The sequence below is a fragment of the Deltaproteobacteria bacterium genome (assembly GCA_011375175.1).
GTDB lineage: Bacteria > Desulfobacterota > GWC2-55-46 > GWC2-55-46 > DRME01 > DRME01.
Genome location: DRME01000080.1, coordinates 24,303 through 50,514 on the forward strand (window position 1 = coordinate 24,303; position 26,212 = coordinate 50,514).

21 protein-coding genes are annotated in these 26,212 nt (G+C 65.5%); 5 read left to right on the plus strand and 16 right to left on the minus strand.

What is annotated here, in order from left to right; genetic code table 11:
- Positions 1-183: 183 nt before the first annotated feature.
- The 9 genes from murF to uvrC form a co-directional block, all read right to left on the minus strand.
- A complete protein-coding gene (murF, locus tag ENJ37_07135; GenBank protein HHL40262.1) occupies positions 184-1,641 on the minus strand; it encodes a UDP-N-acetylmuramoyl-tripeptide--D-alanyl-D-alanine ligase in 1,458 nt (485 codons plus the stop codon).
- Between the two features lie 4 nt (positions 1,642-1,645).
- The gene (locus ENJ37_07140) at positions 1,646-3,163 is read right to left on the minus strand and encodes a UDP-N-acetylmuramoyl-L-alanyl-D-glutamate--2,6-diaminopimelate ligase (protein ID HHL40263.1); all 1,518 of its coding nucleotides are present in this window, start codon (positions 3,161-3,163) and stop codon (positions 1,646-1,648) included.
- 53 nt (positions 3,164-3,216) lie between these two features.
- A complete protein-coding gene (locus tag ENJ37_07145; GenBank protein HHL40264.1) occupies positions 3,217-5,166 on the minus strand; it encodes a penicillin-binding protein in 1,950 nt (649 codons plus the stop codon).
- A complete protein-coding gene (ftsL, locus tag ENJ37_07150; GenBank protein HHL40265.1) occupies positions 5,163-5,507 on the minus strand; it encodes a cell division protein FtsL in 345 nt (114 codons plus the stop codon). Before ftsL ends, ENJ37_07145 begins: the two co-directional genes overlap by 4 nt.
- A gap of 51 nt (positions 5,508-5,558) precedes the next feature.
- Positions 5,559-6,509: a 16S rRNA (cytosine(1402)-N(4))-methyltransferase RsmH gene (gene rsmH, locus ENJ37_07155; protein ID HHL40266.1), complete on the minus strand. Its 951-nt coding sequence runs from the start codon at positions 6,507-6,509 to the stop codon at positions 5,559-5,561.
- 12 nt (positions 6,510-6,521) lie between these two features.
- Entirely contained in the window at positions 6,522-6,956 is a 435-nt protein-coding gene (gene mraZ, locus ENJ37_07160) for a division/cell wall cluster transcriptional repressor MraZ (protein ID HHL40267.1), read from the minus strand.
- A gap of 391 nt (positions 6,957-7,347) precedes the next feature.
- On the minus strand, positions 7,348-7,881 hold the full coding sequence (locus tag ENJ37_07165; protein HHL40268.1) for a DUF4124 domain-containing protein: 534 nt from the start codon (positions 7,879-7,881) through the stop codon (positions 7,348-7,350).
- A 109-nt stretch (positions 7,882-7,990) separates the two neighbouring features.
- Entirely contained in the window at positions 7,991-10,456 is a 2,466-nt protein-coding gene (locus ENJ37_07170; protein ID HHL40269.1) for a DNA internalization-related competence protein ComEC/Rec2, read from the minus strand.
- 73 nt (positions 10,457-10,529) lie between these two features.
- A complete protein-coding gene (gene uvrC / locus ENJ37_07175) occupies positions 10,530-12,362 on the minus strand; it encodes an excinuclease ABC subunit UvrC (protein ID HHL40270.1) in 1,833 nt (610 codons plus the stop codon).
- A 277-nt stretch (positions 12,363-12,639) separates the two neighbouring features.
- On the opposite strand from uvrC, the gene ENJ37_07180 reads away from it, so the two are divergent.
- Positions 12,640-13,170: a hypothetical protein gene (locus tag ENJ37_07180; protein HHL40271.1), complete on the plus strand. Its 531-nt coding sequence runs from the start codon at positions 12,640-12,642 to the stop codon at positions 13,168-13,170.
- Positions 13,171-13,574: 404 nt separating this feature from the next.
- Here the strand turns inward: ENJ37_07180 and efp are convergent, their stop codons facing one another.
- From efp to aspS, 5 genes are all read right to left on the minus strand, one after another.
- Positions 13,575-14,138 carry an elongation factor P gene (gene efp, locus ENJ37_07185; GenBank protein HHL40272.1) on the minus strand — a complete coding sequence of 188 codons (564 nt, stop codon included), beginning with the start codon at positions 14,136-14,138 and terminating at the stop codon, positions 13,575-13,577.
- Positions 14,139-14,241: 103 nt separating this feature from the next.
- Positions 14,242-15,591 (minus strand): aldolase, encoded by a 1,350-nt coding sequence (locus ENJ37_07190; protein HHL40273.1) that lies wholly within the window; start codon positions 15,589-15,591, stop codon positions 14,242-14,244.
- 608 nt (positions 15,592-16,199) lie between these two features.
- Entirely contained in the window at positions 16,200-16,904 is a 705-nt protein-coding gene (locus tag ENJ37_07195) for a glycosyltransferase (GenBank protein ID HHL40274.1), read from the minus strand.
- A gap of 5 nt (positions 16,905-16,909) precedes the next feature.
- Positions 16,910-19,228: a response regulator gene (locus ENJ37_07200; protein HHL40275.1), complete on the minus strand. Its 2,319-nt coding sequence runs from the start codon at positions 19,226-19,228 to the stop codon at positions 16,910-16,912.
- Positions 19,229-19,413: 185 nt separating this feature from the next.
- A complete protein-coding gene (gene aspS / locus ENJ37_07205) occupies positions 19,414-21,213 on the minus strand; it encodes an aspartate--tRNA ligase (GenBank protein ID HHL40276.1) in 1,800 nt (599 codons plus the stop codon).
- 201 nt (positions 21,214-21,414) lie between these two features.
- Between aspS and ENJ37_07210 the strand changes: the two genes are divergently transcribed.
- From ENJ37_07210 to ENJ37_07220, 3 genes are read left to right on the plus strand one after another with little or no spacing between them, the layout of a single operon-like run.
- Positions 21,415-21,756, plus strand: a complete 342-nt coding sequence (locus tag ENJ37_07210; protein ID HHL40277.1) for a hypothetical protein — start codon at positions 21,415-21,417, stop codon at positions 21,754-21,756.
- 45 nt (positions 21,757-21,801) lie between these two features.
- A complete protein-coding gene (locus tag ENJ37_07215; protein ID HHL40278.1) occupies positions 21,802-22,512 on the plus strand; it encodes a hypothetical protein in 711 nt (236 codons plus the stop codon).
- A gap of 11 nt (positions 22,513-22,523) precedes the next feature.
- The gene (locus ENJ37_07220) at positions 22,524-22,868 is read left to right on the plus strand and encodes a hypothetical protein (protein ID HHL40279.1); all 345 of its coding nucleotides are present in this window, start codon (positions 22,524-22,526) and stop codon (positions 22,866-22,868) included.
- Between the two features lie 118 nt (positions 22,869-22,986).
- Here the strand turns inward: ENJ37_07220 and pgl are convergent, their stop codons facing one another.
- Positions 22,987-23,733 carry a 6-phosphogluconolactonase gene (gene pgl, locus ENJ37_07225; GenBank protein HHL40280.1) on the minus strand — a complete coding sequence of 249 codons (747 nt, stop codon included), beginning with the start codon at positions 23,731-23,733 and terminating at the stop codon, positions 22,987-22,989.
- A gap of 287 nt (positions 23,734-24,020) precedes the next feature.
- Complete coding sequence (gene glk, locus ENJ37_07230; protein ID HHL40281.1) at positions 24,021-25,016, minus strand: glucokinase; 996 nt, start codon at positions 25,014-25,016, stop codon at positions 24,021-24,023.
- Positions 25,017-25,199: 183 nt separating this feature from the next.
- Here glk and ENJ37_07235 point away from each other — a divergent pair, with 183 nt between their 5' ends.
- Positions 25,200-26,054, plus strand: a complete 855-nt coding sequence (locus tag ENJ37_07235; protein HHL40282.1) for a 3-hydroxy-5-phosphonooxypentane-2,4-dione thiolase — start codon at positions 25,200-25,202, stop codon at positions 26,052-26,054.
- The last annotated feature ends 158 nt before the right edge of the window (positions 26,055-26,212 follow it).

The following is a 26,212-nucleotide window of genomic DNA, read 5'->3' on the forward strand; positions in this document are numbered from 1 at the left end:
CGCAATTTCTACCCTGGGGGAAACTTTCTGTAGAAAGTTTCCCCCAGACCCCCTTCAAAGACTTTTAATACGACTTGGTTTCTCCCTGTTTTGCTTGGCAAAACAGGGAGAAACCAAGTCGCGTTAAAAGTTTTTGGAGGGAGTCTGAGGGAACCTTTTTACAAAAAGGTTCCCTCAGTGCAGTCAATCAGAGTCTTCGGTGACGAGGGTTTTTATTATTTCTTCCATGGCTGCGGCCCTTGATCCCTTTACGAGCACCGTGTCTCCCTCTTTCAGTATGGCCTTCAGGGAGCGTGCGGCCTCCCTTTTCGACGCAAAGGGGTGGAGCGCGGTCTTGCGTCCCGCCGACGCTGCTCCTTCCATGACCTGGGCGGCGTAGTCGCCGACGGCCACCACCACGTCTATGCCGAGGTCCGCCGCCGCGGCGCCCACCTCTCTGTGGGCCGTCTCGGCCTCGTCGCCGAGGTCGAGCATCTCGCCCATGACGGCGACCTTCCTGCCTTTCGAGGCGGAGAGGGCCCGCAAGGCCTCGACGACGGATTCGGGGTTTGCGTTGTACGTATCGTCCAGTATGGTGAGCCCGCCGCTTCGCACGATGCGCATCCTCGCTCCCTCTGGGACGAAGCCGTCGAGCCCCGTCTCTATCTCGCCGGCCGTCGCTCCCAGCGCGAGGGCGGCGGCCGCGGCGGCAGCGCCGTTTGCGGCGTTGCACACCCAGGGCGAGGGGAAACGCACCCGCGCCGCGGTCCCCCTCACGTCGTAGACGACGCTGAGCGAAAAGCCATCGACCTCGACGTCCCGTACCGTCACGTCGGCCTTCCCCGGACCTGGAGAAGGGCGGAAGGTTATCCTCTCGCCCCTGAGCGCGCCGCGGCCGAGAAGGTCCTTCTCCATGCGCGCTATCCACGGGTCGTCGATGTTCACCACCCTCACGCCTCCGGTTCCGAGCGAGGCGAAGAGGCTTGTCTTGGCCCTGGCCACACCCTCTACCGAGCCGAGCCCGCCCACGTGGCCCCGGCCTATGTTGGTTATCACCGCAACGTCGGGCGCGGCTATCTCGGCGAGCCTCTCCATCTCGCCGGGCAGGCTTATGCCGAGCTCGACGACACAGGCCTCGTGCCGGGGGCTCAGGTCGAGCAGGGTAAGGGGCAGCCCTATGAGGTTGTTCCTGTTGCCCTCGGTCCTGTGGACCCGGCGTCCCGCCGAGAGGATCACGGCCGTCATGTCCTTGGTCGTCGTCTTGCCGGCCGAGCCGGTGACGGTGATCACCGGCAGCCCGTGAAGCGACCTCACGTAACGGGCCGTATCTCCGAGGGCCCGGAGCGTGTCGTCCACCACGAGAAGGGCCGTCCCCGGCGGCAGATCAAGGTGCCGGCTCGCCACCACGCCGATAGCCCCGCGCTTTACCGCCTCGGCGGCGAAGTCGTGGCCGTCGAAGTTCCCGCCCCTGAGGGCGAAGAAGAGCTCTCCCGGGCTGATGCGCCGCGTGTCGGTCGAAAAGCCTCTGACCGCCGTCTGCCGGCGTCCGCTCACCGCGGCGTCCATTGCGGCGGCGAGCTCGTCGATCGAGTAGGTCCGGGGCCGCGGGCGGACGGCTCCGCCGCTTCCCGGTGGCGAAGGCTGGCCGCTTACGGTGGCCACGGCCTCATCTCCCCGTCGCGGCCGCGCCTTCACCGTAGAGTTCGAGGACGGCCTCTTCGATGACGGCCCTGTCGCTGAAGGGGGTCTTGCGCCCGCCCTTTGTCTGCTGGTACTCCTCGTGGCCCTTGCCGGCGACGAGCACCGTATCGCCCTTCGCCGCCGCGGCCACGGCGCGCCTTATGGCCTCGGCCCTGTCGGCTGCGACCATGTAGCCCCTTCGGGCCTCGAGGTCGTCGGCGGCGAGCTTTTCAAGCCCCTTCACACCGGCCTCTATCTCGGCTGTTATCTCCAGCGGGTCCTCGTCGCGGGGGTTGTCGGAGGTGATGATGACGAGGTCCGAGAGCCGCGAGGCCGCCTCGCCCATGGGCGCCCGCTTGCCCCTGTCGCGGTTTCCGCCGCAGCCGAAGACCGTTATGATCCGTCCTTTCGTGAGGGGACGCACCGCCTTGAGCGCCCTTTCCAGGGCATCGGCCGTATGGGCGTAATCGACGAGCACACGGAATGGGAGGCTTTCGCCGCCTACGGCCTCGAGCCTGCCCGGCACCCTCGAAAGTCCTCTTACGCCGGCCTCGACGGCCTCCCTCTCTATGCCGAGCAGCGCGGCCGCCGCCACGGCGGCCAGTATGTTCATCAGGTTGAACTCGCCAAGAAGAGGTGAACTCACTTGCACCTTTCCGGCCGGTGTTGCGACGACGGCCTCTATGCCCGACGCCGTGACGGCGCGCTCCAGGGGGCGGACCCCGCCTTCTTCGCCGAGACCGTATGTCAGGGCCCCGGGCAGCCGCCTTGCAAGCCTTGCGCCCCAGGGGTCGTCGATGTTGACGGCCGCCCGCGCCGGGTCGGCCAGGAGCTCTGTGAAGAGCCTGCTCTTCGCCTCGAAGTAGGCGGCCATCTCCCCGTGGTAGTCGAGGTGGTCGCGGCTCAGGTTGGTGAAGACCGCGACGCCGAAGCTCAGGGAGTCCACGCGGCGCTGGTCGAGGCCGTGGGAAGAGACCTCCATGACGCAGTGCGTAACCCCCGCGTCGACCATCTCGGCGAGCATGCGCTGGAGTTGCGGGGCCTGGGGCGTGGTCATGATCGACCGGCGGCTCGTGCCCCCGCAGCTTGTGCGCACCGTGCCCACGAGGCCGGTCTTCCTGCCCGAGGCCTTGAGTATGGACTCGATGAGATAGGTCGTCGTCGTCTTGCCGTTTGTGCCCGTCACGCCCACCAGCGTGAGCCTGTCTCCGGGGCGGCCGTGGAAGCGGGCCGAGATCCGCGCAAGGGCGGCCCTCACGTCGGGGACTATCACCTGCGCAATGTCCACGTTGCCGATTGGAGCCTCGGCGAGGATGGCCGCCGCCCCCTCTGCCGCCGCCCGGGCGGCGAAGTCGGCGCCGTCGGCCTTTGTCCCCGGCAGTGCCGCAAAGAGCGCCGACTGGAGCCCGCCTTCGCGCGTGTCGCAGCATATGCCGCCGATCTCCGGGTTCGCGGCGTTCACCAGCTCGCACTCCATGCCTTCTATGAGCTTCTCAAGGCGCATCGTTTCTCAACCTCTGAAAGGGCCTCGAAAGGGGCCGGTGAGCCCGGCCGCTCTCACCTGAAGGTAACCGTCACCGGACCCTCGCCGGAGAGCGGTGCGCCCGGCGGCGGGAGCTGTGTTACGGCCCTGCCGCTTCCGCGCAGCTCAAGGCGCACGCCGAGCCGTTCCGATTCCCTGAGGGCCATGCGCATGGTCTTGCCCCTGAAGTCGGGCACCACCCTTTCTCCGTCCTCTCCCTGGAAGCGGACCTCGTAGCGGCGGTCGCGGCGGGTGTCGCCCCCTGCTGCGGTGAGGGCCGCTGTCCGTATCGCCGCCTTCGCCTCCGTCTCGGGAAAGACGCCCAGGTAGGCGAGGCTCTGCGAGGCGATCTCCCGGAAGACCGGCGCGGCCACGCTGCCGCCGAATATCGTCTCCTGCGGCTCGTCTATGGCCACCACCACGGCGAGCCGCGGCGCCCGGGCGGGCACGAAGCCTATGAACGAGGCCACGTAGGCGTCGTCGCGGTAGCCGCCCCTTTCAAGGTCGGGCTTCTGTGCCGTTCCGGTCTTGCCCGCCACTTCGAAGCCCTCTATGGCGGCCAGCGTGCCCGTGCCGCCCGGCCTGGTCACGCCGACGAGTATCTCGGCGACCTTGCGGGCCGTCGCCTCGGAGACGACCCTGCGCCTCACCCTCGGCGCCGTCGAGCGCACCACGCGGCCGTCGCGGTCGCGCAGGGCCTTGACGATGAGCGGCTCCATGAGGTAGCCGCCGTTGGCCAGCGCCGAGACGGCGGCGGCCATCTGCAGGGCCGTCACCGATATGCCCTGGCCGAAGGATACGGTGTCCACCGTGACGGCCGACCACCGCCTGTAATGGCGCAGCATGCCGGCCGCCTCGCCGGGCAGCTCTATGCCCGTCTTCTCGCCGAAGCCGAAGCGGCGCAGGTAGCGGTAGAGCCGTCTGCCGCCGAGCATCTCTCCCACCTTGGCCGCCCCTATGTTGCTCGAAAACCTGATGACCTGCTCGAGCGAGAGCCAGCCGAAGCGCTTGAGGTCGTGAAAGACCCGGTCGGCCACGCGGTAGCGGCCGTTCTCGCAGTAAACGAGGTCGTGGGGCCCCATGACCCCTTCTTCGAGTACGGCGGCGAGCAGAAAGGGTTTCAGTATGGAGCCGGGCTCGAAGATGTCCGTTACGGCGCGGTTTCTCCATCGGTCCGGGCCGTAGCCGCCGAAGTCGTTGGGGTCGAAGCCCGGCGAGGCGGCCATGGCGAGCACCTCTCCGGTGAAGGGGTCCATGACCACCGCCGTCGCCGCCTTCGCCCCGTAGCGCGACAGCGCATCGGCGAGGGCCTTTTCGGTGATGTACTGGACGGTCCTGTCCAGGGTCAGCACCAGGTCCAGTCCCGCGGTCCGCCCGCTCGCGCTCGTCAGAAGCGGTCTTCCGCGGGCGTCGCGCGAGCCGACGAGCCTTACCGGCGCTCCGCCGAGCGTGGAGTCGTGGTAGAGCTCTATGCCCTCGAGCCCCTTGGCGTCGACGCCGGTGAAGCCTATGACGTTTGCGCCGAGCCCACCGGCGGGGTAAAAGCGCCTGCTCTCCTTGCGCACGCCCACGCCGGGGAGCGAGGAGATGACCTCGAGGCTGCGGCGGTCGAGGTCCACCTGGCGCTTGATCCATACGAACGGTCTCTCCGAATCGATAAGCCTTCTCACCCTGCGCCGCTCCATCGAGAGCAGTGAGGCCAGGGCCGCGGCTGTCCGTTCCCTCGACTCCACGAGCCGCGGGTGGACGTACACCGAGTCGACCCATATGCTCACGGCCAGCTCCTCGCCGTTACGGTCGTAGATGTCGCCGCGCTGGGGCTTGAGCTTGCTGGACCAAGTGTGCTGCGCCTGGGCGAGCCTGGCATATCTGCCTCCGTCTATGACCTGTATGCGCAGCGCCCTGAGAAAGACGGCGACGAAGAAGAGGAAGAAGAGGCCGAGCGTGAAGAAGACGCGGTAGCGCAGGTATGGGGGGGCGCTCATCTGACACGGATGATCTGCTCACCGGAGGGGTAGGCGAGACCGAGTTCCCCCGAGGCGATGCGCTCAATCCTTTCCGGCGACTTTAGCCTTGTCATCTCGAGCCGCAGCCGCCTGTTCGTCTCCTCGAGGCGTGTGGCGACCTGCGTGCCCTTCGTGATCTCATACCCTATATGGACGACCATGAGCCTGCACCAGAGGTAGACACAGGTGGCCGCCACGAGCAGAAAGGACGCCACCAGCGTTATGAGGAGGAAGTCCGTGTTCCTTATGCTTCTCCTGGTCTTTACGTCCTGGCGTCCGAGCACGCCGGGGGCGTGGGACCCTGTGGCGGCATGAGCCATATCGACCTCCCTGGGCCCGGTGGGCCTCCCCGCCTCGGGCGGCGGGTCTTCTCAAATCCTCTCAACGACCCGGAGCCTTGCGCTTCGCGCCCTCCGGTTGCTCTCCGTCTCGGCGGGCGAGGGTCTGCGCGCCCGCCGGCCCAGGAGCCTCGCAAGGGGGCTGCGCCCGCATGCGCAGCGCGGAAGGCCGGGCGGGCAGACGCACGGCGCGGCGAGCTCCCTCAACGTCCTCTTGACGATGCGGTCCTCCAGCGAGTGGAAGGCGATGACCGCGAGCCTTGCGCCGGGCCGAAGAAGCTGCGCTGCGTCGCGGATGGCCGCGTCGAGCCCTTCGAGCTCCCTGTTGACCGCTATCCTCAGGGCCTGGAAGGTCCTCGTCGCCGGGTCTATGGACCTGGGGCGAAGGCGCGCCGGCACGGCCTCCCTGACAACGGCGGCGAGCCTTCCGGTCGTCTCTATGGGTGCGCGCTCCCTCGCCCTGACAATGGCCCTCGCTATGGCGCGGGCCGCGCGCTCCTCGCCGAAGGCGCGTATGATCCTCTCAAGCTCCCCCTCGTCGGCGCCGTTGACGAGCTCCAGGGCCGAGAGGCCGCCCTCGCGGTCCATCCTCATGTCGAGCCTCTCGTCGCGGCGGAAGCTCATGCCCCGGCCCGGCTCGTCAAGCTGCATGGACGAGACACCGAGGTCGAGGATCACGCCGTCGACGGCCTCGACGCCGCGCCCGGCCAGCACCGCCTTCATCTCCCTGAAATCCCCCTTTACGAGCTCGACCCTCGATCCGAAGCGCGCAAGCCTTCGGGCCGCGACGGCCAGGGCCGAGGCGTCGCGGTCCATGCCGAGAAGCCGCCCCTGCGGTCCGCTCGCCTCGAGCAGGGCCTCGGCGTGGCCGCCGGCCCCGACCGTGCCGTCCACGTAGAAGCCGCCGGGGCCACGGACCAGGAGCCCCGTCACCTCCCGGACCATGACCGGCCTGTGGGGGACGGCCTGGCCCGGCTCACCCATCACGGCCTCCCCCTAAAAGGAGAGCCTGTCGAGCATGTCGCAGATCTCCTCCTGGGACTTGTTCTTCTCCCTCTCCTCCCAGAGCTCTTTACTCCATATCTCGAACTGCCTGAAGATGCCTATGATCATGACGTCCTTGTCGAGGCGGGCGTAGGAGCGCAGCGACTGGGGCACGAGTATCCTGCCGAGCTTGTCTATGGTGCAGTCGAAGGCGCTCGAATAGAAGTCTCGCAGGAACCTTCTCGTATCGCTCTTGAACTCGGAGAGACCGGCCATCCTCTCCTCGAGGATGGTCCACTCCTTGTAGGGATATGCTATGAGGGCGCCGTCCAGTTGCGTGATGACGAGCTTGCTTTCACCGAGCTCGGCGAGGATCTCCCGGAACTTGGAAGGTATGCTGACTCTCCCCTTCGAGTCTATGGTATGTTCGTACCTGCCTCTGAACATCTATAAGCCCCGGGGATGGATTGGGGAGCAAGGGAGCCGCCGTACCACTATTTTCCACTTTATGCCTTCACCATGCCTTGTGGACTAACTATATTCCTTATTTCCCGGCTTGTCAAGGGAAATATGGGTCTCCCGGCCTATTGACAGACTGTGGATACTCTTCGTTTTTGTCTTACAGTGCGTTAGGTTACGGCAAGTTCCCCCGGGATCGGTCCTTTGCCGTAAAGATAAAAAAAGTAACCCCGCAAGGATTGTTACCGTAAAAAAGCTCACCGCGGGTCGGCGTGACTTATCCACCGTCTTTCAACATCGCCCGGCCTCCGGTCCCTTCGAAAGCAAAACGGCCGCCGCACTTCGTGCGGCGGCCGGAACGAAGAGGCTCTCCGTGCCTTCACTCGCCCCTTATCCTCCTCGGCACCCCCAGGGCCCGCGCCTTTCTCACCAGCCTGTCGAGCTCCTCCCTGTAGGCTTTCAGGGTCTTCCTGTCGGCCGGGAGCTCGGCCTTGTACTTCTCGTAACGCCTTATGTACTCGTCGCTGAATATCTGACCGAAGCGCCGGCCGCTCTCAAAGGCCTCCACGAAGCGCTCCTTCTCCCTTATGCTCGACTCCAGGCCGGCGATCTCCTCCCTCTTCTGCCTGAAGAGGTCCTCCCACCAGCCGAGCGGCTGTCCGCCGTAGAGCCTTTCCTTTTCTTCTTCCTCTTCCGCCGGCGGCCTCCGTTGCGGCGCCGCGGGCCTGGCGGGCTTCTCCGGGGGAGGCGAGCTCTCCATCACCTCGGCCTTGCCGCGATACTCCTGCGGCACCTTGTGGAGGTCGTCCGTAATGTGCACAACCCCCTCTTCATCGACCCACCGGTATATCTCGGCCCGGGCAGAACCCGCGGGCAGCGCCAAGACCAGCAGACAGGCGATCAGAACCTTCATGGGACGCTCTCCCGTTTTTTCACCGGGGGAACCGTGGGCCTATGGCCCTTCTACAGAAAGTTTCCCCCAGGGCGATTAATCGGAATTTCCTCAGAGTTTTCATAATACTCTACAAGCAGCGGTCGGTCAAACAGCTTCTCACCTCCAGCCTTTCGCCGTCGGTTATGACCGTCACCGCGCCGTCACGGTCGGTGCGAAGGACCTCGACGCCCGCGGCGGCGAACCGCCGGAGCGTCTCGGCGTGGGGAAAGCCGAACCTGTTGTCCCTTCCGGCGGAGACGACGGCGTAGCCGGGCGAGACGGCCTCGATGAAGGCGGCCGACGACGAGCCGCCGGAGCCGTGGTGGGCCGCCTTGAGCACGTCGGAGCGCAGGGCGGGGCCAGCCTCGGCGACGAGACGCCGCTCGACGTCCGAGCTTATGTCGCCGGTGAAGAGTATGCTCCTGCGCCCGTAGGTGAGCTTCATGACGAGCGAGCGGTCGTTAACATCGCCACCCGCGGGATCGGGCGAAGGGGGGTTGAAGAAGCGCAGGACCACGCCGTTTATTTCGAGGGGACCGGTCCATGCGCCGCGCGGCTCGACGACGGCCGGCGTCCCGGCCAGGGCCTCGTCGAGACCGCAGCAGAGGGGGCCGCCCCCGTGGAGGAGGCGCTTGACGCCGAAGCTCCGCACGATGAAGGGAAGTCCCGAGCCGTGGTCTGCCTGGGGGTGGCTCAGAACGGCGTAGTCCACGGCGGATATGCGCCGGTGCCACAGGAAGGGGGCCACTATGCGCTCGCCGGCGTCGTAGCCGGGGCCGAAGCCGCCTCCGGCGTCGACGACCATGCGCACCCCGCCGGGGAACTCCACCAGAGCCGACTCGCCCTGGCCCACGCTCATGAAGGTTACCCTGAGTTCCCTGTCCGCCGCGTTCGCGCAGTAGAGGGCCGCCTGGAAGGCGGCGAGCACCGCTACGCAGGCGGCCAGAAGCGGCGGCGCCCACCCCGCGCGCCGCAGCTCGACGAGGCATACGACGGCGCCGTAGAAACAGGCGATCTCGACCGTCGTCGGTGTCGTGACCGTAAGGTAGGCGAGGGGAAGCTCCGAGGCGAAGCCGGCAAGGCGCACCACCGCTGCGACGGCCAGGTCCGCGGCCCCGAGGAGAGCGGCTCCAAGGCTCTCGGAGAAGAGACCCGCCACGGCGCCCGCAAGCCCCGCCGGCAGGGCCGCGAACCCCACGAGCGGCACGGCCGCCATGTTGACGAGGGGACCGATGAGCGGGACCGTGTTGAAGTGGCGGGCCGTGAGCGGCCACGTCCCGGCCGAGGCGGCGAGGGAGACGAGGAAGAGGGCCGTCCCCTCCCCAAGGAGCCTTCGGCTGAGGGGCCTTCGGCTGGGGGATGAAGCGCCGCTGTCCTCGATCAGCGCCTTGAGCCTGGGCAGCAGGTATACGATGGCGATGACGGCGGCGAAGGAGAGGTGGAAGGAGGCGTCCCAGAGCGCACCGGGAGAGACGAGCAGTATGACCAGCGCCGCAAGGGCCACGGCGTTGTAGAGGGCGTGACCGCGGTCGAGGAGGTAGCCGCCGATGAGAGCCGCCGCCATGACGGCCGCCCGCTGGGCGGGCCTGGCGAAACCGCTTGCGGCGCAGTAGAGGAGGACCGGGCCGACGGCCAACAGGGCCGCCGCCTTCCTCACGTTCAGGGCGAGCATGAGCCGTTGCGAACGGGTGAGGAGAAAGAGCGCGACCCGGTGGAAGAAGAAGGCGACGAGTCCCACGTGAAGGCCCGAGATGGCCAGCAGGTGGGCCGCGCCGCTTCGGGCCATGGCCCTCGTCACCTCGTCGGGCACGTCGTGGCGCAGGCCTGTTACGAGGGCCTTGACGACACCGGCGTTCTCGAGGCCCGCCGCGTCGATGAGCGCCGCCATACGGCTCCTTATCGAATAGGCGAGCCTGCGAAGCGAAGCCCCGCCCTCGGAGAGCCTTTCGACGAGCAGGGGACTCGGCGCGTAAGCCTTGACGAAGACGCCCCTGCGGGCGAGCCACCACTCGTAGTCGAAGCCGCCTGGGTTTGCGAGATTCGCCGGCCTTCGCAGCGAGGCGGCGAACCTCACCGTATCACCCGGCCGCAAGCCGACGTCGCCCCTCACGTTGAGGAGCACCGTTCCGCTCACGGCCCGCTCAACACCGTCGCCGTAAAGCCTGCGGGCCTCCACGTACAGGCGCGTCGTCGAGCGCCGTCGCGGCTCGACGGCGAGGACCTCCCCTTCGGTCACCGTATCGAAGGGGCCGCCGTCTCCACCGACAAAGCGCGCTATGTGATCGGCCGGAAGGTTCCTCTCAAGCCCCTGGGCCATGGTCCAGAGGCCGAGCATGAAGAAGACGGGCAGCACGGCCGCGGGAGCGGCCCTGCCGCCCGCGAGGGCGAAGGCCGCGGCGCAGAAGGAGAGGGCGAAGAGGAGGAGCGCCGTCCAGAGCCCGGGGTCCACGGCCCTGGCGGTCCATATGCCCGCGCCGAAGGCGAGCGCCGCCGGCGCGAGAGGGGCGGCCCGGACCAGGGCGCCGCGGCTCTGTCCCAGCTCACGGCCGAGCACCGGGGGGCGCCTCTACGGCCGCCGGAGAGCGCCGGGACGGTGCGGCGCGGGTGCAGCCTCCACGCCGGCCCATTCAACCCTCCCCGCAGCGGCGAAGGGCGGCATGGACCGCCTCGGCCGCCGGACGGGTCATGCCGGGTACGGCGCACAGCTCCTCCAGGCTCGCCGCGGCCACGGCCTCGACCGAGCCGAAGCGCTCGAGCAGGGCCCGGCGCCTCTTCACACCCACGCCCCGAACGCCGTCGAGCGCCGAGCCCACGGTCCTTCGCCTGCGCCGCCTGAGGTAGCCGACGGCGAAACGGTGGACCTCGTCCCTTATCCTCATGAGAAGGAGGTCTTCCGGCGAGCCCCGGCGCAGCGCCACCGGGTCCTTTCGGCCCGGCAGATATACGCGCTCGCCGGGGCCCGACGCCGCTGCGTGACGGCGGCCGGCCTTGCCCTGGGGCCTGTCCTTTGCGAGGGCCGCAAAGCGAAGCCCCGTCACGCCGAGTTCGGCGGCCGCCCGCAGCGCCATGTTGAGCTGACCCTTGCCGCCGTCTATGAGCACCAGGTCCGCCGCCGGCTCGTCGGCGTTTCGAAGCCTCCTTGTCAGGACCTCGTGCATCATGGCGTAGTCGTCGGGCCCACGGCTCCCGATCCGGTAGAGCCGGTAGCGGTCCTTGCACGGCTCGCCGTCGACGAACGTCACCATGGCGCCCACGGCCTCGTCGCCGAGGTTCGATATGTCGAAGGCCTCGATGACCCTCGGGGCCGCGCCGAGGCGAAGCCTTGCGCCCAGGGCCTCGAGCACCGCGAGCCTCGCCGCCGCCTCGTCCCTCTCCTTTCCGAGAATGGAGCGGGCGTTGACCTCGGCCATCTCCACAAGCCGCTTCCTCTCGCCGCGGCGCGGACATATGACCTCGACCTTGCGGCCCCGCCGCTCGGTGAGCCAGCGGGCCGCAGCGTCGCCGCCCTCGACCGGCACGGGCACGATGACCTCGTCCGGTATGAAGCGTTCCCCCCGGTAATAGGCCGTAACGAAGGAGCCGACCACCTCGTCGAGCGGCAGACCCGAAGAGCGCAGCTCGTAGTGGACGCCGCCGATGAGCACGCCCCTTCGCACGAAGAGCCCCTTCACCACGAGCCTGCCGCCGGCCTCGGCCACGGCGAAGACGTCGCGGTCACGGTCGCGGCGCGACACCACGCTCTGTTCCTCGAGCATCGACTCTATGGCCGCCATCCTGTCTCTCAGCGCCGCGGCCCGCTCGAAGTCGAGCCTGCGGGCCGCCTCCTCCATGGAGCGCTTCAGCCCCTTCACAAGCTCGGTGTTCCGCCCTTCGAGAAACATGACGGCCCCCTTTACGAGTTCGCCGTAGTCCTTCTCGCTTATATGACCGGTGGCCGGGGAGCTGCAAAGGCCGAGCTGGTGGTCCAGGCACGGACGCCTGCGGTTTCGGAACTCGGCGGGGCTGCACACGCAGAGCGGGAAGATGCGCCGCAGAAACTTTATCGTCTCGCGCACCTGCCGGGCCGATGCGTAGGGGCCGAAGTAGCGGGCGCCGTCGCGCCTTACCCTCCGCGTCACCAGTATGCGGGGGAACCGCTCGTTGACCGTTATCTTGATGGAGACATACGTCTTGTCGTCCTTGAGGCGTATGTTGTAGCGGGGACGGTGCATCTTCAGGAGCCTGTCCTCGAGGATGAGGGCCTCCTTCTCGTTGGCCGTCACCATCCAGTCGATGTCCCTGGTCCTGTCGACGAGAAACCTCACGGCGTAGCGCGTGTCCCCGGAGCGGTGGAAGTAGGAGCGCACGCGGGAGCGGAGGTTCTTGGCCTTGCCTATATAGAGGATGCGGCCCTCGCCGTCCTTGAGCATGTATACGCCGGGGGCGGCGGGCAGCATGTCGACTTTCTCGGTCACGTCCATGATTTCTTTTTACCACTTATTTCAGGGCGCCGCAAGGCGGTGCGCCGCGCCGGCGGCCGCCCGTGAAAAAGAGGCTTGCAATCCTGGAAATTATGACTATAATAACCATCCTCGATGAAGTCCACGGAGGAGAGGAGGTGACGGAAGAGAACGTTCAGCCTGGAAAGGTTCGCCGAGAGATTCAGTAAGCGCCTTTGATGAGCCGACTGTGAAGTGTGACCCACGGGGAAGCCCCCGGTTTCCCCCGGAAAAACCCCTTAAGCAAGAGGAGGTCGAGATGAAAAGGTTCATCGTACCAGGTTGTGTCCTTGTCTTCGCGCTTGTCTTCTTCGTTTCCGACAGGGCGGCGGCCGATATCAAACTGCCGAGCGACTCGGCTTACAGAACCGTCAAGAAGGACTCCCCCCAGTATCGAGACATCGTTTCGCTCTTCGCCACCGCCATCGAGTCGGCCAAGCAAAAGGACCTCGACTCGGTCCTCTCCCTCTACGCCACGAAATACCTCAACTCCGGCTACAGCAAGGCCGACGTGCGCCGCCAGTGGGAGCAGATATTCCGCCACTTCGATCAGCTCGACATGGATCACAGAATTTACGAGATCGAGGTCTCTGGCGACTACGCGAGGATGAAGTGCGGAGGGCTGCTGCTGGGCGAGCCTGCCGTGCCGTCGGCCGATGAGGGCACGGTCGGTGTCATAGACTCGTGGAAGTTCGCCACCCACCAGCTCGTGCGCGAAAACGGAGAGTGGAAGATCCTGGGCAACCAGGTCCCTTACGACTCGGGAGAGGAACACCACCCGCTCTTCTGAGGCCGATGTTCCGGGGGGAACTTCCTTGACAAGGGCCAGGGGTCAGTGTTTCCCCCTGCCCCATCGTATGTTATTCGGTTCTTCGGCTGTACCGGGGGTTCGGCCCGCGCCAGGCGGGATTTTTACGCCTTTGCGGCCCGAATCCCCCGGTACAGCCCCCCCGAGGCAGCCGGCGCGGGCAGCCTGGGGGAAACTTTCTGCAGAAGGGCCATAGGCCCACGGTTCCCCCCAGACCCCCTTCAAAGACTTTTAACTTGGGCTGAAGAACCTCGTTTCATCAGCGAGCATGAAAGCCAACGCGGCTCGAGGAGCAAATTGAAAGTTTTTGGAGGGAGTCTGAGGGAACCGTGGGTCCATGACCCTTTTACAAAAAGGTTCCCTCAGTGCAGTTAATCGGAATTTCCCTATTCCTTGGCCCTTTCAAGGTACTTGCCCTCCACAGTGTCGATGCGGACCAAGTCGCCCGGTTCGATGAAGGACGGCACGTTGAGCACCAGGCCGGTCTCGAGGGTGGCCGGTTTCTGCGAGCTCGCCGCCGTGGCGCCCTTGAGGTTGGGCGGCGTTTCAACGACCTTTAGCTCCACGACCTTGGGCGGCGCGACGCCTACGGGCCTGCCCTCGAAGAACTCGACCATGAACTTGACGTTGGGCACCAGGTAACTGGCGGCGTCGCCGAGGTCCTCGCCGGTGAGCACCGTCTGCTCGTAGGTCTCGGTGTTCATGAAGTGGTAGCCCCCCTCGTCGGCGTAGAGGTACTCCATCTCGTGCTGCTCCAGCACGGCCCGCTCCACCTTGTCGTCCGAGCGGAAGCGATGGTCGAAGCTCACGCCGGTGTGGAGGTTGCGCAGCTTGGTCTGCACCAGCCCGCGCTTGTTGCCGGGGGTGAGATGCTGCACGGCCCACACCTTGTGGGGCTCGCCCTTGAAGATGATGTTCATGCCTACACGTAACTGGGTCCCTGAAAGCATAACCCTCCAACCGCTCCTTTCTATCGATCTCCCGGCGGAGCCTCCCGGTGAAGGGAGGCGCCTTTGCCGCGCCCCCTCACTGCGGGACGCCCCACCGGCCGTCTCATTGACCCGTTATATATTTCTTGACGTACCGGGCCGTTCCCACGGCCCTGAGTTTCTTGAAGAGGAAGTCGAAGCGCTCCTCCAGCTCCCGGCCTATGGCGGCCCGTCTTTCGGCGTCGAGGCTTAGCAGTTTCGCCTTGAAGGGTCCGAAGGCCTTCTTCCTCGTCTTGTAGATGAACTGCTCTTCCGTCTGTCCCTCCTTGCGCTCGTCGGCGTGTTTGTCCATGAGGTAGCGGTACATCTCGTCGCGCAGCCCGGAGGGCAGGGCCTCGCTCTCGTAGATTATGTTCTGGAAGCCCGTGGCCAGGTGCACCTCGGCCGTGCCCCGCTCGGGAAAGATGTGGAAGGCGTCGTCGGGGAGGGTGGAGGCGCCGTGCTGGACCACGCCTGCAAGGCCGTAGTCCCTGCGGGCCACCTCCGAGAGCCTCTCGATGGTGTCGAAGTCGACCTTGACCTGCGCTATGGAGCCGTCGGGCAGGACCACGCCGCCGTGGGAGGTGCCCGTCTGGATGCTGATCTTGCTTATGCCCTTGAAGCGGCCCGCCGTAGTGCGCAGGAAGCCGTCCATGAAGGCGCGCAGCTCCTCTTCGGTCGAGTTCTTTCCGCCCACCTCGCCTATCTCGCCGCCCACCGAGACGGTTACGCCCTCGGGCTCTATGTCTCTTATATAGCCGGTCAGCGTCGCCGTCGTCTCGTAGTTGGGGCGCTGCTGCTCGTCGACCGAGGGCTTGGAGAGGTCTACGACCGTGGAGGCGTCTATGTCGATGTTGTAGAACATGGCGTCCACGGCCTCCTTTATGAGGGCCTTGAGGGAGTCCACCTCGGCGGCGCTGTCGGCGGCGAACTTCTTGGCGTTTACCTGGAAGTGGTCGCCCTGGATGAAGACCGGCTCGCCGTATCCCTCCTTCACGGCGGCGGCGAGCACCTGGGAGGCGTACTCCGATGGACGCTGGTCCGTATAACCTATCTCGCTCTTGGCGATCTCGAATATCACGGCGCCCGTGTCGTTGCGCTCGGCCGCCCTGATGACGGCCCTGGCGCTGTCGTAGGTGAGCCCCCTCAGGTTTATGGCCGGCACGGTGAAGCCTCCGCACTCGCCGCGGCCCATGGCCTCGTAAAGCCCCTGTATGGACGCCGGGCAGACGCCGCACTTGCAGGCCGCGGCCGTGATTATCCGCTGCGCCGCCGCCTTGACCTCCGGATCCCCGGCGGCCGCCGCGTTGTAGGCCAGGATGTCCATGTCCGTCGAACGCAGCCTCGCCTCGTCGACCACCTCGACCCCTTCACCCTTCTCCCTCACCGATCCGCTCACGGCGTCAAACAACGCTCCAACGCTCCTGCACTCCATATGAACACCTCCCGTTTAATTATCCTGGGGGAAACTTTCTGCAGAAGGGCCATAGGCCCACGCTTCCCCCGGACCCCCTTCAAAGACTTTTAAGGAAGCTCTGATTAATTACCCTGGGGGAAACTTTCTGTAGAAAGTTTCCCCCAGCCCCCCTTCAAAGACTTTTAATTCCCTGCGGATCACCCCGATTTTGCTTGCAAAATCGGGGTGATCCGCAGGGCGTTAAAAGTTTTTGGAGGGAGTCTGAGGGAAGCGTGGGTCTATGACCCTTTTTCAAAAAGGTTCCCTCAGTGCAATAAGTCAGGGTTTCCTCGGGGATATATTATCCGACAAAAACGACCCTGTGCGCAAGGAAATTGCCGGGGGACCTTTTGCGAGGGGGCCGGGGGCCCGCACGGCCCGGCCTTCCTTAGCACGTCAGTCCCCTTTGCGGCGTCCCGGCGACTCCGGCCGCAAAGGCGTAACAAGCCCGCCTGGCGCGGCCGGACTCCCCGGGCCGCCGCCGCAAGGACGCGCCTGCGCGGACACGTCCTCCGGCAGAGGCCCTGGATACCCCGGTGGAGCGCCCGGCGCGAATCTCTCCGGAAGGGCCAGGGGCCGCGGTTCCCTCAAGGCAGCCTGTCGGCGCTTTCCCGAAGATATCGCTCTCCGCCGTAGTAGAGCCTGTAGAGGGTCTTAGGGGAGACGCCCGCGTAGTACATGGCGAGGTAGAGCCAGTTACGAAGCGTCGCCCTGTAGAGCCCTCTCTCTTCCCAGCGCCTCGGCGAGGTGACGGCCCGCTCGGCGAGTAGCGCTATGCGGCCCCGGCGCGCAAGCCTTCTCATGCAGTCCACGTCCTCCATGAGCGGCAGTCCCCCGAAGCCGCCGGCCTCGACAAAGACCGCTCGCCTTGCGAATATGGCCTGGTCGCCGTAGAGGAGGTTGAACCTGGAGCGCAGGCTTACGGCGGCCTCGACGACGCGGAACCAGCGCCTCGGCGAGTCGATGGCCAGGGAAAAGCCCCCGGCCACCACGCGCCGGTCACTGAGGGCGGACTCGACGGCCGCCTTCCAGCCTGGAGCGAGCCTCGTGTCGGCGTGGAGAAAGAGGAGCACCTCGGCCTTTGCGGCCCTGGCCCCGCAGTCCATCTGGGCGCCCCGGCCGCGCGGAGCGCGCAGCACCTCGGCCCCCAGGGCGCGGGCCGCGGCGCGGGTGCCGTCGGTGCTGCCCCCGTCGGCCACGATCACCTGCGACGCCTCGCCGGCCACGGAGCCGACGGCGCCCGCGATGCCGGCCGCCTCGTTCAACGTGGGGATTACGACCGATACGTCCACCGCCGTCAGACAAGGAGCCTGCCCACGAGATCGAGCAGCTCTTCGGGCTTGCAGGGCTTGAGCAGGTAGGGGCTGCCGCAGCTTTCGAGAAAGTCCTTGACGTCGCTGCTGCACACGTCGCCGGTGAGAAGGATCACCTTCCCCTCCAGGTACCTGTGTTTCTTCAGTATGGTGTCGTAGAGGGCCGTGCCCGCCACTCCGGGCATCTTTATATCCGTTATGACGAGCGAGAACTTCCTGGTGTCGAGCGCCTCGAGGGCCTCCCGGCCGTCACGGGCTATGGCCACGTCGAACCCCCGTGCGACGAGGATGTCGTGGAGCGACTCGCGGATGCTCTTCTCGTCGTCTACGATGAGGATGCGTTTCCCGGCGAGTTTTGAGAGCCTCTCCTCGCCGGCCGGGGGCGCCGTTGCGCGCCGGGTCTGCTCCTCCGGGGCGAGCTCGTCCCGTCTTATGACCGGCAGCACGACGGTCACCGTCGTGCCTTCGCCGTCGGCGGTCCTTATGTAGATGTCGCCGCCGTGCTCCTTGAGGATACCGTGGGAGATGGACAGCCCCAGGCCCGTGCCCTTGCCCACGTCCTTTGTCGTGAAGAAGGGGTCGAAGACCTTGTTTATCACCTCGCGGGAGATGCCCGGACCGTCGTCGCGGAAGACGGCGTGGATCTTGCCGGCCACCAGGGCCGTGGATATCTGGAGCGTGCCCTGCGGCCTGTGGGAGGCTATGGCGTCGGCGGCGTTGTTTATTATGTTGATGAAGACCTGCTGGAGCTGGAAGAGGTCGACCATGGTCCTGGGCAGGTCCGGGGCCAGGTCGACGCGGACGTCGATATTGTTGGTCCTGAGCGAGTACTCGCGCAGCTCGAGGGTTTCGCGCAGTATGTCGTTTACGCTGTGGTATTCCCGCTCGGGCTTTCTGGCCCTTGCGAAGGTGAGCAGGTGGCGCACTATCTTGGCGGTGCGCATGGACTCCTGGTATATCTTGCGCACCTTCTCCTTCACGTCCTCGACCTTCTTCTCGCCCGGCGTGTCCATGAGTATCTGGCTGAAGCCCATGATGCCCATGAGCGGGTTGTTGAGCTCGTGGGCTATGCCGGCGACGAGCTTTCCCACGCTGCTGAGCTTTTCCGAGTGGAGGAGCTGTTCCTTGAGGAGCTTTTCCTGTGTGATGTCGCGGGCGAAGTGGACGGCGGCCGAGAGGACGCCCTCGTCGTTGTATACGGGGAAGGCCGTGACCTGGAAGGTCCCTCCGAGCACCTCGCTCTCGATCTCCACGCTGCGAAGCCCCGTCCTCTCGTCGACACCCGTCAAGGGGCACCTCTCCGCGCCGCTCCCCTCGCCGAAGAGCTCGTGGCAGCTTCGGCCCACGAGCTTTTCGGGCTGGGTGGAGAGCTTCGAGGCCAGCGCCTTGTTGACCTTGACGACCTTGTAGTCCATGTCGTGGATGATGATGTAGTCCCGGATGGCGTCGAAGGTGGCGATCCACTCCTTGCGGCTTCTCGTGACGAGCTCGAGCAGGCGCTTTTTCTCCTCGTCGCGTCTTTTCATGGTGTCGAGCATGTCGTTGAAGGCCCTGGAGAGGTAGCCTATCTCGTCCTCCGAGGCCGTGTCGAAGCGCAGCGCCCCGTCGCCCTTGCCCTCGGTTATCTGCTCGATGACGCGCACGGTCCTCTCTATGGGGCCGGTGATGGACCTCCTTATTATGATGGAGAGGACCGCCCCTCCCGCGGCGACGAGCAGTACGCCGAGGACGAACCACCGGAGAACGCTTTTGTCGAGGTAGGAGTAGACGTCGCCGAGCGGGAGCGAGACCATGAGCACTCCGCCGGCCTCGTCGGCCGTGTGGCAAGCCAGGCACCGTTTCTCGACGCGGATCGCCTCCAGATAAGTGAAGAGGCGCTCGTCGCCAAGGTCCTCCACGTACCAGACGCTGCCTCCGCCCTCTCCGCCCTCGAGCGCCGAAAGGGCCTCGGCGAAGGCCGCCGTGTCCGTCCCGGCGGGCGGGGCGGAAGCGGTCCCGACGCTCTCGGGGGCGCGGAAGGCCTCCCCGGCGCCGCCCTTTCTCAACACCTGTATGCGGCGGACACCTTCGCTCTCCCTGAGCCCCTCTATGAGGTGGCGGGCCATGTGGGATCCGCCGTCCTGCATGTCGCGGTATATGGCGCTCATCAACGAGCGGGAGAGGAACTTGACGTCCCGGACCTTGTGCTCGAGAAGCGAGCCCTCGAGGCTGCGGTATTCGCAGAGGGCCCACAGCGACATGCCCATCACCACGATGCCTATGAGGAGGCCGAGTATCTTGTAATGGAGACTGTTTTTCACCATCTGTCGAGGAGGGGAGGTCGGGAGTCTGAGGGAACCGTGGGTCTATGACCCTTTTTCAAAAAGGTTCCCTCAGTGCAATAAATCAGAGTTTCCCTAATAACATTATAGCACGGACAAGGTTCCGGGAAACAACGCAAAAAACGCCGGCGCCCCGGCAGGAGACGGCTGATCGTTCCGGTCGGGGGCTACCCTTGAGGCGCCGGCCTCTCTTTCACGACGGTCCTGATGGAGAGTTCGTCAAGCTGGGCCTTGTCTATGGCGGAAGGCGCCCCGCTCATGAGGCAGGTCGCCTTCTGGGTCTTGGGGAAGGCGATACAGTCGCGGATCGATGCCGAGCCCGTCATCACGGCCACGAGGCGGTCCAGGCCGAAGGCTATGCCGCCGTGGGGAGGGGTGCCGTAGCCCAGGGCGTCGAGGAGAAAGCCGAAGCGCGCTTGCGCCTCGTCGTCCGAGATGCCCAGGAGCCTGAATATCCTCGACTGCACGTCGCTGCGGTGGATACGTATGGAGCCGCCGCCGATCTCGGTGCCATTGAGGACAAGGTCGTAGGCCTTGCTCCGCACCTCGAGCGGGGCGCTCTCGAGCCTGTCAAGGTCCTCGTCGAAGGGGGCGGTGAAGGGATGGTGCACGGCCTTGTAGCGCTTCTCTTCGTCGTCGTATTCGAACATGGGAAAGTCGGTCACCCAGACGAAGTCGAACCTGTCGCCGTCGATGAGGCCGAGTCGCCTGCCGAGCTCGAGCCTGATGCGGCCGAGCACCGTGTTGGCCACCGCGGCGGAGTCGGCCGAGAAGAGCAGCAGGTCTCCGGGCTCGGCGCCGAGCACGACGTCGATCTCCGCCGTCACATTCTCGCCGAGGAACTTGGCTACGGGCGACTGCCAGCCCTTTTCCGTAACCCTGGCCCAGGCCAGCCCCCTGGCGCCGAGTTCGACGGCCATGGCGGTGAGCTCGTCGATCTCCCTGCGCGAGAAAGAGGCGCAGCCCTTGGCGTTGAGTCCCTTGACGACACCGTCTTTCGCCACCGCGTCGGCGAAGACCTTGAAGCCGCAGCGCCCGGCGACCTCCGACAGGTCCCGGAGTTCGAGACCGAAGCGGGTGTCCGGGGCGTCGAGGCCGTAGCGGGAGAGCGCCTCCCCGTAGGTGAGCCTCGTAAAAGGCCTTGCAGGCTCCACGTCGAGCACCTCGCGGAATAGGGCGGCGATGAGCCCCTCCATGAGATCGACCACGTCGTCGCGGTCCACGAAGCTCATCTCTGCGTCTATCTGGGTGAACTCGGGCTGACGGTCGGCCCGCAGGTCCTCGTCCCTGAAGCATCGGGTTATCTGGAAGTAGCGGTCGAAGCCCGAGACCATGAGTATCTGCTTGAAGAGCTGGGGGGACTGGGGCAGGGCGTAGAACCGGCCCGGGTTGAGCCTGGATGGGACGAGAAAGTCCCTTGCGCCCTCGGGCGTGCTCTTTGTGAGCATCGGTGTCTCTATCTCGATGAACCCCTCTGCCGAGAGGTAGTTGCGGGCGCTCATGGCCGCCCTGTGGCGGATGAGGAGGTTGCGCTGCAGCACCGGCCTTCTCAGGTCGAGGTAGCGGTGGCGCAGCCGCAGGGACTCGGCCACGTCGGTGTCGTCCTCTATGACGAACGGCGGAGGTTCGGCCTTGTTGAGGACCTTCAGCTCCCGTACTACGATCTCGACCTCGCCCGTTGCGAGATCGGGGTTCTCCGTACCCTCGGGTCTGCGCGAGACCTCGCCCCTGGCGGCGAGCACGTACTCGTTTCGCACGTCGTGGGCGGCCCTGTGGGCCTGCGGCGAGTGCTCGGGGTTTATGACGAGCTGCACGATCCCCTCGCGGTCGCGCAGGTCTATGAAGACCAGGCCGCCGTGGTCGCGGCGGCGCTGGACCCAGCCAGCGACCACCACCTCCTCGCCCATGCGCCCGGGGCCGACCTCCCCGCAGTAACAGCTCCTCTTCCAGTCGCCAAGTTCTTCCAAGTTTCGGGCCACCTCCGATGGTGATCAGTTACGTATACCACAAGACGTGGGCCTTTTCAAATTCAAAGATGGCCTGGCCGGGGCGCGCGAAACACCGCCTGCGCCGTCCTCATTTTGTCTTGACAAACCGTCATTAGCGACTATAATACAACAATCGTTTTACCCCATGGTGGCAGAAATACAACAAAAGGAGGTCAGTCAATGGCAAAAAGCAGCGTTTTGATGCTCTTTTTGGTCGCCGCTGCAGCGGGTCTCATATTCGCCGGCCCGAGCTACGGTGAGTACGGGGACATTGTCCTCAACTCCAAGACGGAGAGCATGAACAAGGCTGGTGTCAAACCTGTCGTATTTCCACACTGGTTCCACAGGATCAGGTTCAAGTGCAAGGTCTGCCACGAAGACATCTTCATCCTCAAGAAGGGCGCCAACGACATCAACATGGCGGCCATCATGAACGGGGAGTTCTGCGGCAAGTGCCACAACGGCCTCATCGCCTGGGAGCCCCTCTACTGTGAGCGCTGCCACTCCTACGAGGGCAAGTAAGAGACTTTGCACCCATAAGGTACCTGTGAAAGGAGGTTTACGTTAATGAAGGCGACTTTCAAAGATACGTTTTTCAAGGCCGCCCTCCTCGTTGCGCTGCCCGTATGCGCCTTTATCTTCGGAACCGGTCCGGCCAGCAAGGCTTCTGACAAGAACGGCGCCGTCATGGTCGCCCAGGCCGAGGAGGCCGCGCCGGCCGCCGAGACGGCTGCTCCCGAGGGCGAGAAAGTTAGCCCCATACTCGACCCCAACGACCCGCGCAGCGTTCTCTATCTCGACACGGCGGGCAAGCCCGCCGGTATCGGCGACCCCAACAAGCCCGCCAGCGAGGCGATAAAGGCCGGCCGCGGCTGGCACCCGGCGGCCCTCTCGGCGGCGGGACTCCCCAAGGACAAGTACGGTCTCGTCGACTGGGCCAAGCTCGTGCGCGAGAACCTCATCGCCCCCAAACACTCGCTCGACCCCGAGGAGGAGGAGTTCCCTCCGCTGGACATGGACATAGTCATACACGCCAAGGGCGATTTCACCAACGATGTCCTCTACCCGCACTGGATCCATACCTACTGGCTCAAGTGCGAGGTCTGCCACCCCAAGATATTCCTCCCCGAGAAGGGTAAGAACAACATGACCATGGCCGGTATAGCGCAGGGCAAGTGGTGCGGCAGGTGCCACGGCAAGGTGGCCTTCCCGCTCACCGACTGCGCAAGGTGCCACACCGTGCCAAAGGAGGCGGCCAAGGAAGCTACGGCCAACTGACCGCCGTGGATATGCGAAGGTTCATCATCATAGCGACCCTGGTCTTCACGGCGGCGCCGGTTGCGGCCGTGGCGGCGGACAGGAACCTGGGCGACATGGTCTTCGACGACAAGATCGAGTCCATGAAGAAGGCCGGCGTCGGTCCCGTCATCTTCCCGCACACAAAGCACGAGCAGACCAACAAGTGCGACGAGTGTCACCCTAAGGTGTTCAAGGAAAAGCGCGGGGCCAACGACGTGACCATGAAGAAGAACATGTCCCAGCAGTTCTGCGGGGCGCCCACATGCCACAACAGCTCGCAGGCCTTTCCGCTGTACATGTGCGCCAACTGCCACACCAAGGTCACCGCAGAGTAGGCCGAAGAGGGCATGGGCGCAGGCGGCCCCGCCGCCGCCTCCGCTCACGGCCGCGGCTTTCTGCGCTTCCAAAGGGAAAAACCGGACCATACGGTCCGGTTTTTTCTTTTCCGCCGCCTCACCGTGAGCTGAGAAGCCCCGCCGCCTCCCTGTCGAGAAGCCACAGGGGCGGACCCGAGAGCGGCGCAATGAGTCCCGCCGGAAGGCGTCCGGCGCCGTCCCCCTCGAGCATCTCCCTCACGATCCCGGCCTTGGCGGAGCCGGTGACGAGAAAGACGACCCTTCCCGCCCCGTTTACGAGCCTCGGCGTCATGGTCACCCGCCAGGCGCCGAGTCCCTCCACGTAGTTCTCCACGACGAGCCGCCGCCGCTCGCAAAGGGCCTGTGAGCCCGGAAAGAGCGAGAGCGTATGGCCGTCAGCGCCGAGACCGAGCAGGACGAGGTCGAGGGGCGGAACGCCTGGGCCGCCCTCGCCGCCGCCGAGGACCCGCACTATCTCCGCTTCGTAGAGGCGCGCCGCCTCGCCGGGGTCGAGCTCGCCGCGTATGCGGTGGACGTTGCCGGGGGGGACGCCGACCCTGGAGATGAACCCTTCCCATGCGGCCCTGTAGTTGCTCTCCTCGTCTTCGGGCCCGACGCAGCGCTCGTCGCCCCAGAAGAGATGGACCGCCGTCCAGGGGACGGCCTCTCTCCAGGGGGCGCGGCCCAGCAGGCCGTAGAGGCGCCGCGGCGTGGAGCCGCCCGATAGGGCCGCGGCGAAGCGCCTTCCCCGCGCCGCCGCCTCCCGCGCAAGGCCGGCAAAGAGGCTCGCCGCCTCGGCCGCCACGGCGCCCTCGTCCGCAACTATCCGCACCTGCCGCCGCATGGGGGCCTCCACCGCTCTCTTTACATAAGGAAACTCTGATTAATTACCCTGAGGGAACCTTTTTGTAAAAGGGTCACAGACCCCCGGTTCCCTCAGACTCCCTCCAAAAACTTTTAACGCCCTGCGGATCACCCCGATTTTGCTTGCAAAATCGGGGTGATCCGCAGGGAATTAAAAGTCTTTGAAGGGGGTCCGTTGGAAACTTTCTACAGAAAGTCTCCCACGGTGCAATAAATCAGAGCTTCCATAAGGCTTCCGGAGGGAGTCTCCGTCAGTGGATGAGTCCTTTACAGGAACGCTGCTTCGAGGCCGGCCGAGCAGTAGCGCGCCGCTCCGAGGAGCGCGGTCTTCGGGTTCATGACGACGTGGACCGGTATCCTGGAGAGCACGTCGCGGAAGCGGCCCTTGTCGGTGAAGGCCTCGATGAAGGGGCCGTTCCTCAGGGCCTCGATTATCCTCGGCGCTATGCCGCCGCCCACGTAGAGACCGCCCGTTGCCAGTGACTTGAGCGCCAGGTTTCCGGCCTCGGCGCCGTAGACGGAGACGAAGATGCGGAGCGCCTCTACGCAGATGGGGTGGACGCCCCTTATGGCCTCGTCGGCTATGACGGAGGGCGGGTCCTCGCCGGCGAGCCTGCGGGCGAGCTCCTCCGGTTCGTCCAGGCCCTCCACGGTGCGCAGGAAGTCGTAGATGTTCTTGAGCCCCGGCCCGGAGACGACCCTTTCGTAGCTCACGTGGCCGAAGCGCCCTTTGAGGTAGGCGAGCAGCTCCGTCTCGGTCTCGTCGCGCGGCGCGAAGTCGCAGTGACCGCCCTCGGAGGCCGAGGGTATGAGCCTCGAGCCGTGCCGGAAGAGGATCGCCTCGCCGAGACCTGTGCCGGCGGCTATGAGCGCCGCGTTGCCTTCGCGGGCAGGGGCCTTCTGCAGGGGTTCGAGGTCGTCCTCACCCAGTCCCTCGAGGCCCCAGGCCGTGGCGGCGAGGTCGTTGAGCAGCGCGACGGGGCCGAGCCCGAAGCGCCGCGAGAGCGCTTCGCCGTCGATGGCCCAGTCTATGTTTACGAGCCTGCACCGGGAGCGGTCCTCGACGGTGGCGGCGACGCCGAAGGCGCAGGCCGTGAACTCGATGCCGCGGGCCGCGTCGGCGAGGAAGCGGGCGAGCAGGTCCTCGAAACCGGCGTACTCTCCGTTGGAGTAGCGCCGCTCCTCGACCGGCACCGGACCGGCGCCGCCGAGCTCGAAGACACCGAGATTGGTCTTCGTTCCGCCTATGTCTCCGGCAAGAATGTACTTCACTTCTTCGGCGCCGATGACGCACCTCCCGCTTCCGGCCCCGCTGGAATGGAGTGCGGGGCCTCCACGGCAAAAGCCTATCAGAGCCGCCGTCTTTTTGCAAGTCCCTCCCGCCGCCGGCCACAAATTGGGTTGACTGGACCGCGCCGAATTGCTATCTTATCGCAAGTTCCGTTTATGACGGGGCTTTTCAGGGATATCTCGCAGCAAGGTTGCGTAAACAAGGAGGAATTCGCCATGGATTGGGGTATGCAGAACCGTTTGAGCCGCGTCATAAAGCCCGATACGGGCCGTACCGTCATGCTCGCCGTGGACCACGGCTACTTCCTCGGTCCCACGACGGGACTGGAGGAGCCTGCCAGGATCATAAAACCCCTCCTGCCCTACGCCGACACGCTCATGCCCACCCGCGGCGTGCTGCGCGCCTGCGTGGACCCCGACACCGATATCCCGGTGGTGCTGCGCGTCTCGGGCGGCACGTCGATCCTCGGCAATCTCGCCGACGAGGCGACGACTGTCTCCATGCGCGACGCCCTGCGCCTCAACGTCGCCGGCGTGGCCCTCTCCATATTCGTGGGCTCGGAGCTCGAAAAGCAGACGCTCAAGGCCCTGGCCGACCTCGTGGACGAGGGCACCGACTACGGCGTGCCCGTGCTGGCCGTGACGGCCGTGGGCAAGGATATGGCCCGCGACGCAAGGTACCTGGGACTGGCAAGCCGCATAGCCGCCGAACTCGGGGCCCACTTCGTCAAGACCTACTACTGCGAGGACTTCGAAAAGGTCGTGCGAAGCTGTCCAGTGCCCATCGTCATAGCGGGCGGAAAGAAGATACCGGAGCGCGACGCCCTGGAGCTTGCCTACAACGCCGTGCGCAGCGGCGCCGTGGGCGTTGACATGGGCCGCAACATCTTCCAGTCCGACAACCCCGTGCCCATGATCCGGGCCGTGCGCGAAGTGGTGCACAACAACGCCACGCCGGACCAGGCCTACGACCTCTATAACACCCTGGCAAACGAAAAAAAGAGCGCTTGATTACCCTGAGGGAACCTTTTTGTAAAAAGGTTCCCTCAGACTCCCTCCAAAAACTTTTGACGCGAGTTGGTTTCCCCCTGTTTTGCCAGGCAAAACAGGGGGAAACCAACTCGTATCGAAAGTCTTTGAAGGGGGTCTGGGGGAAACTTTCTACAGAA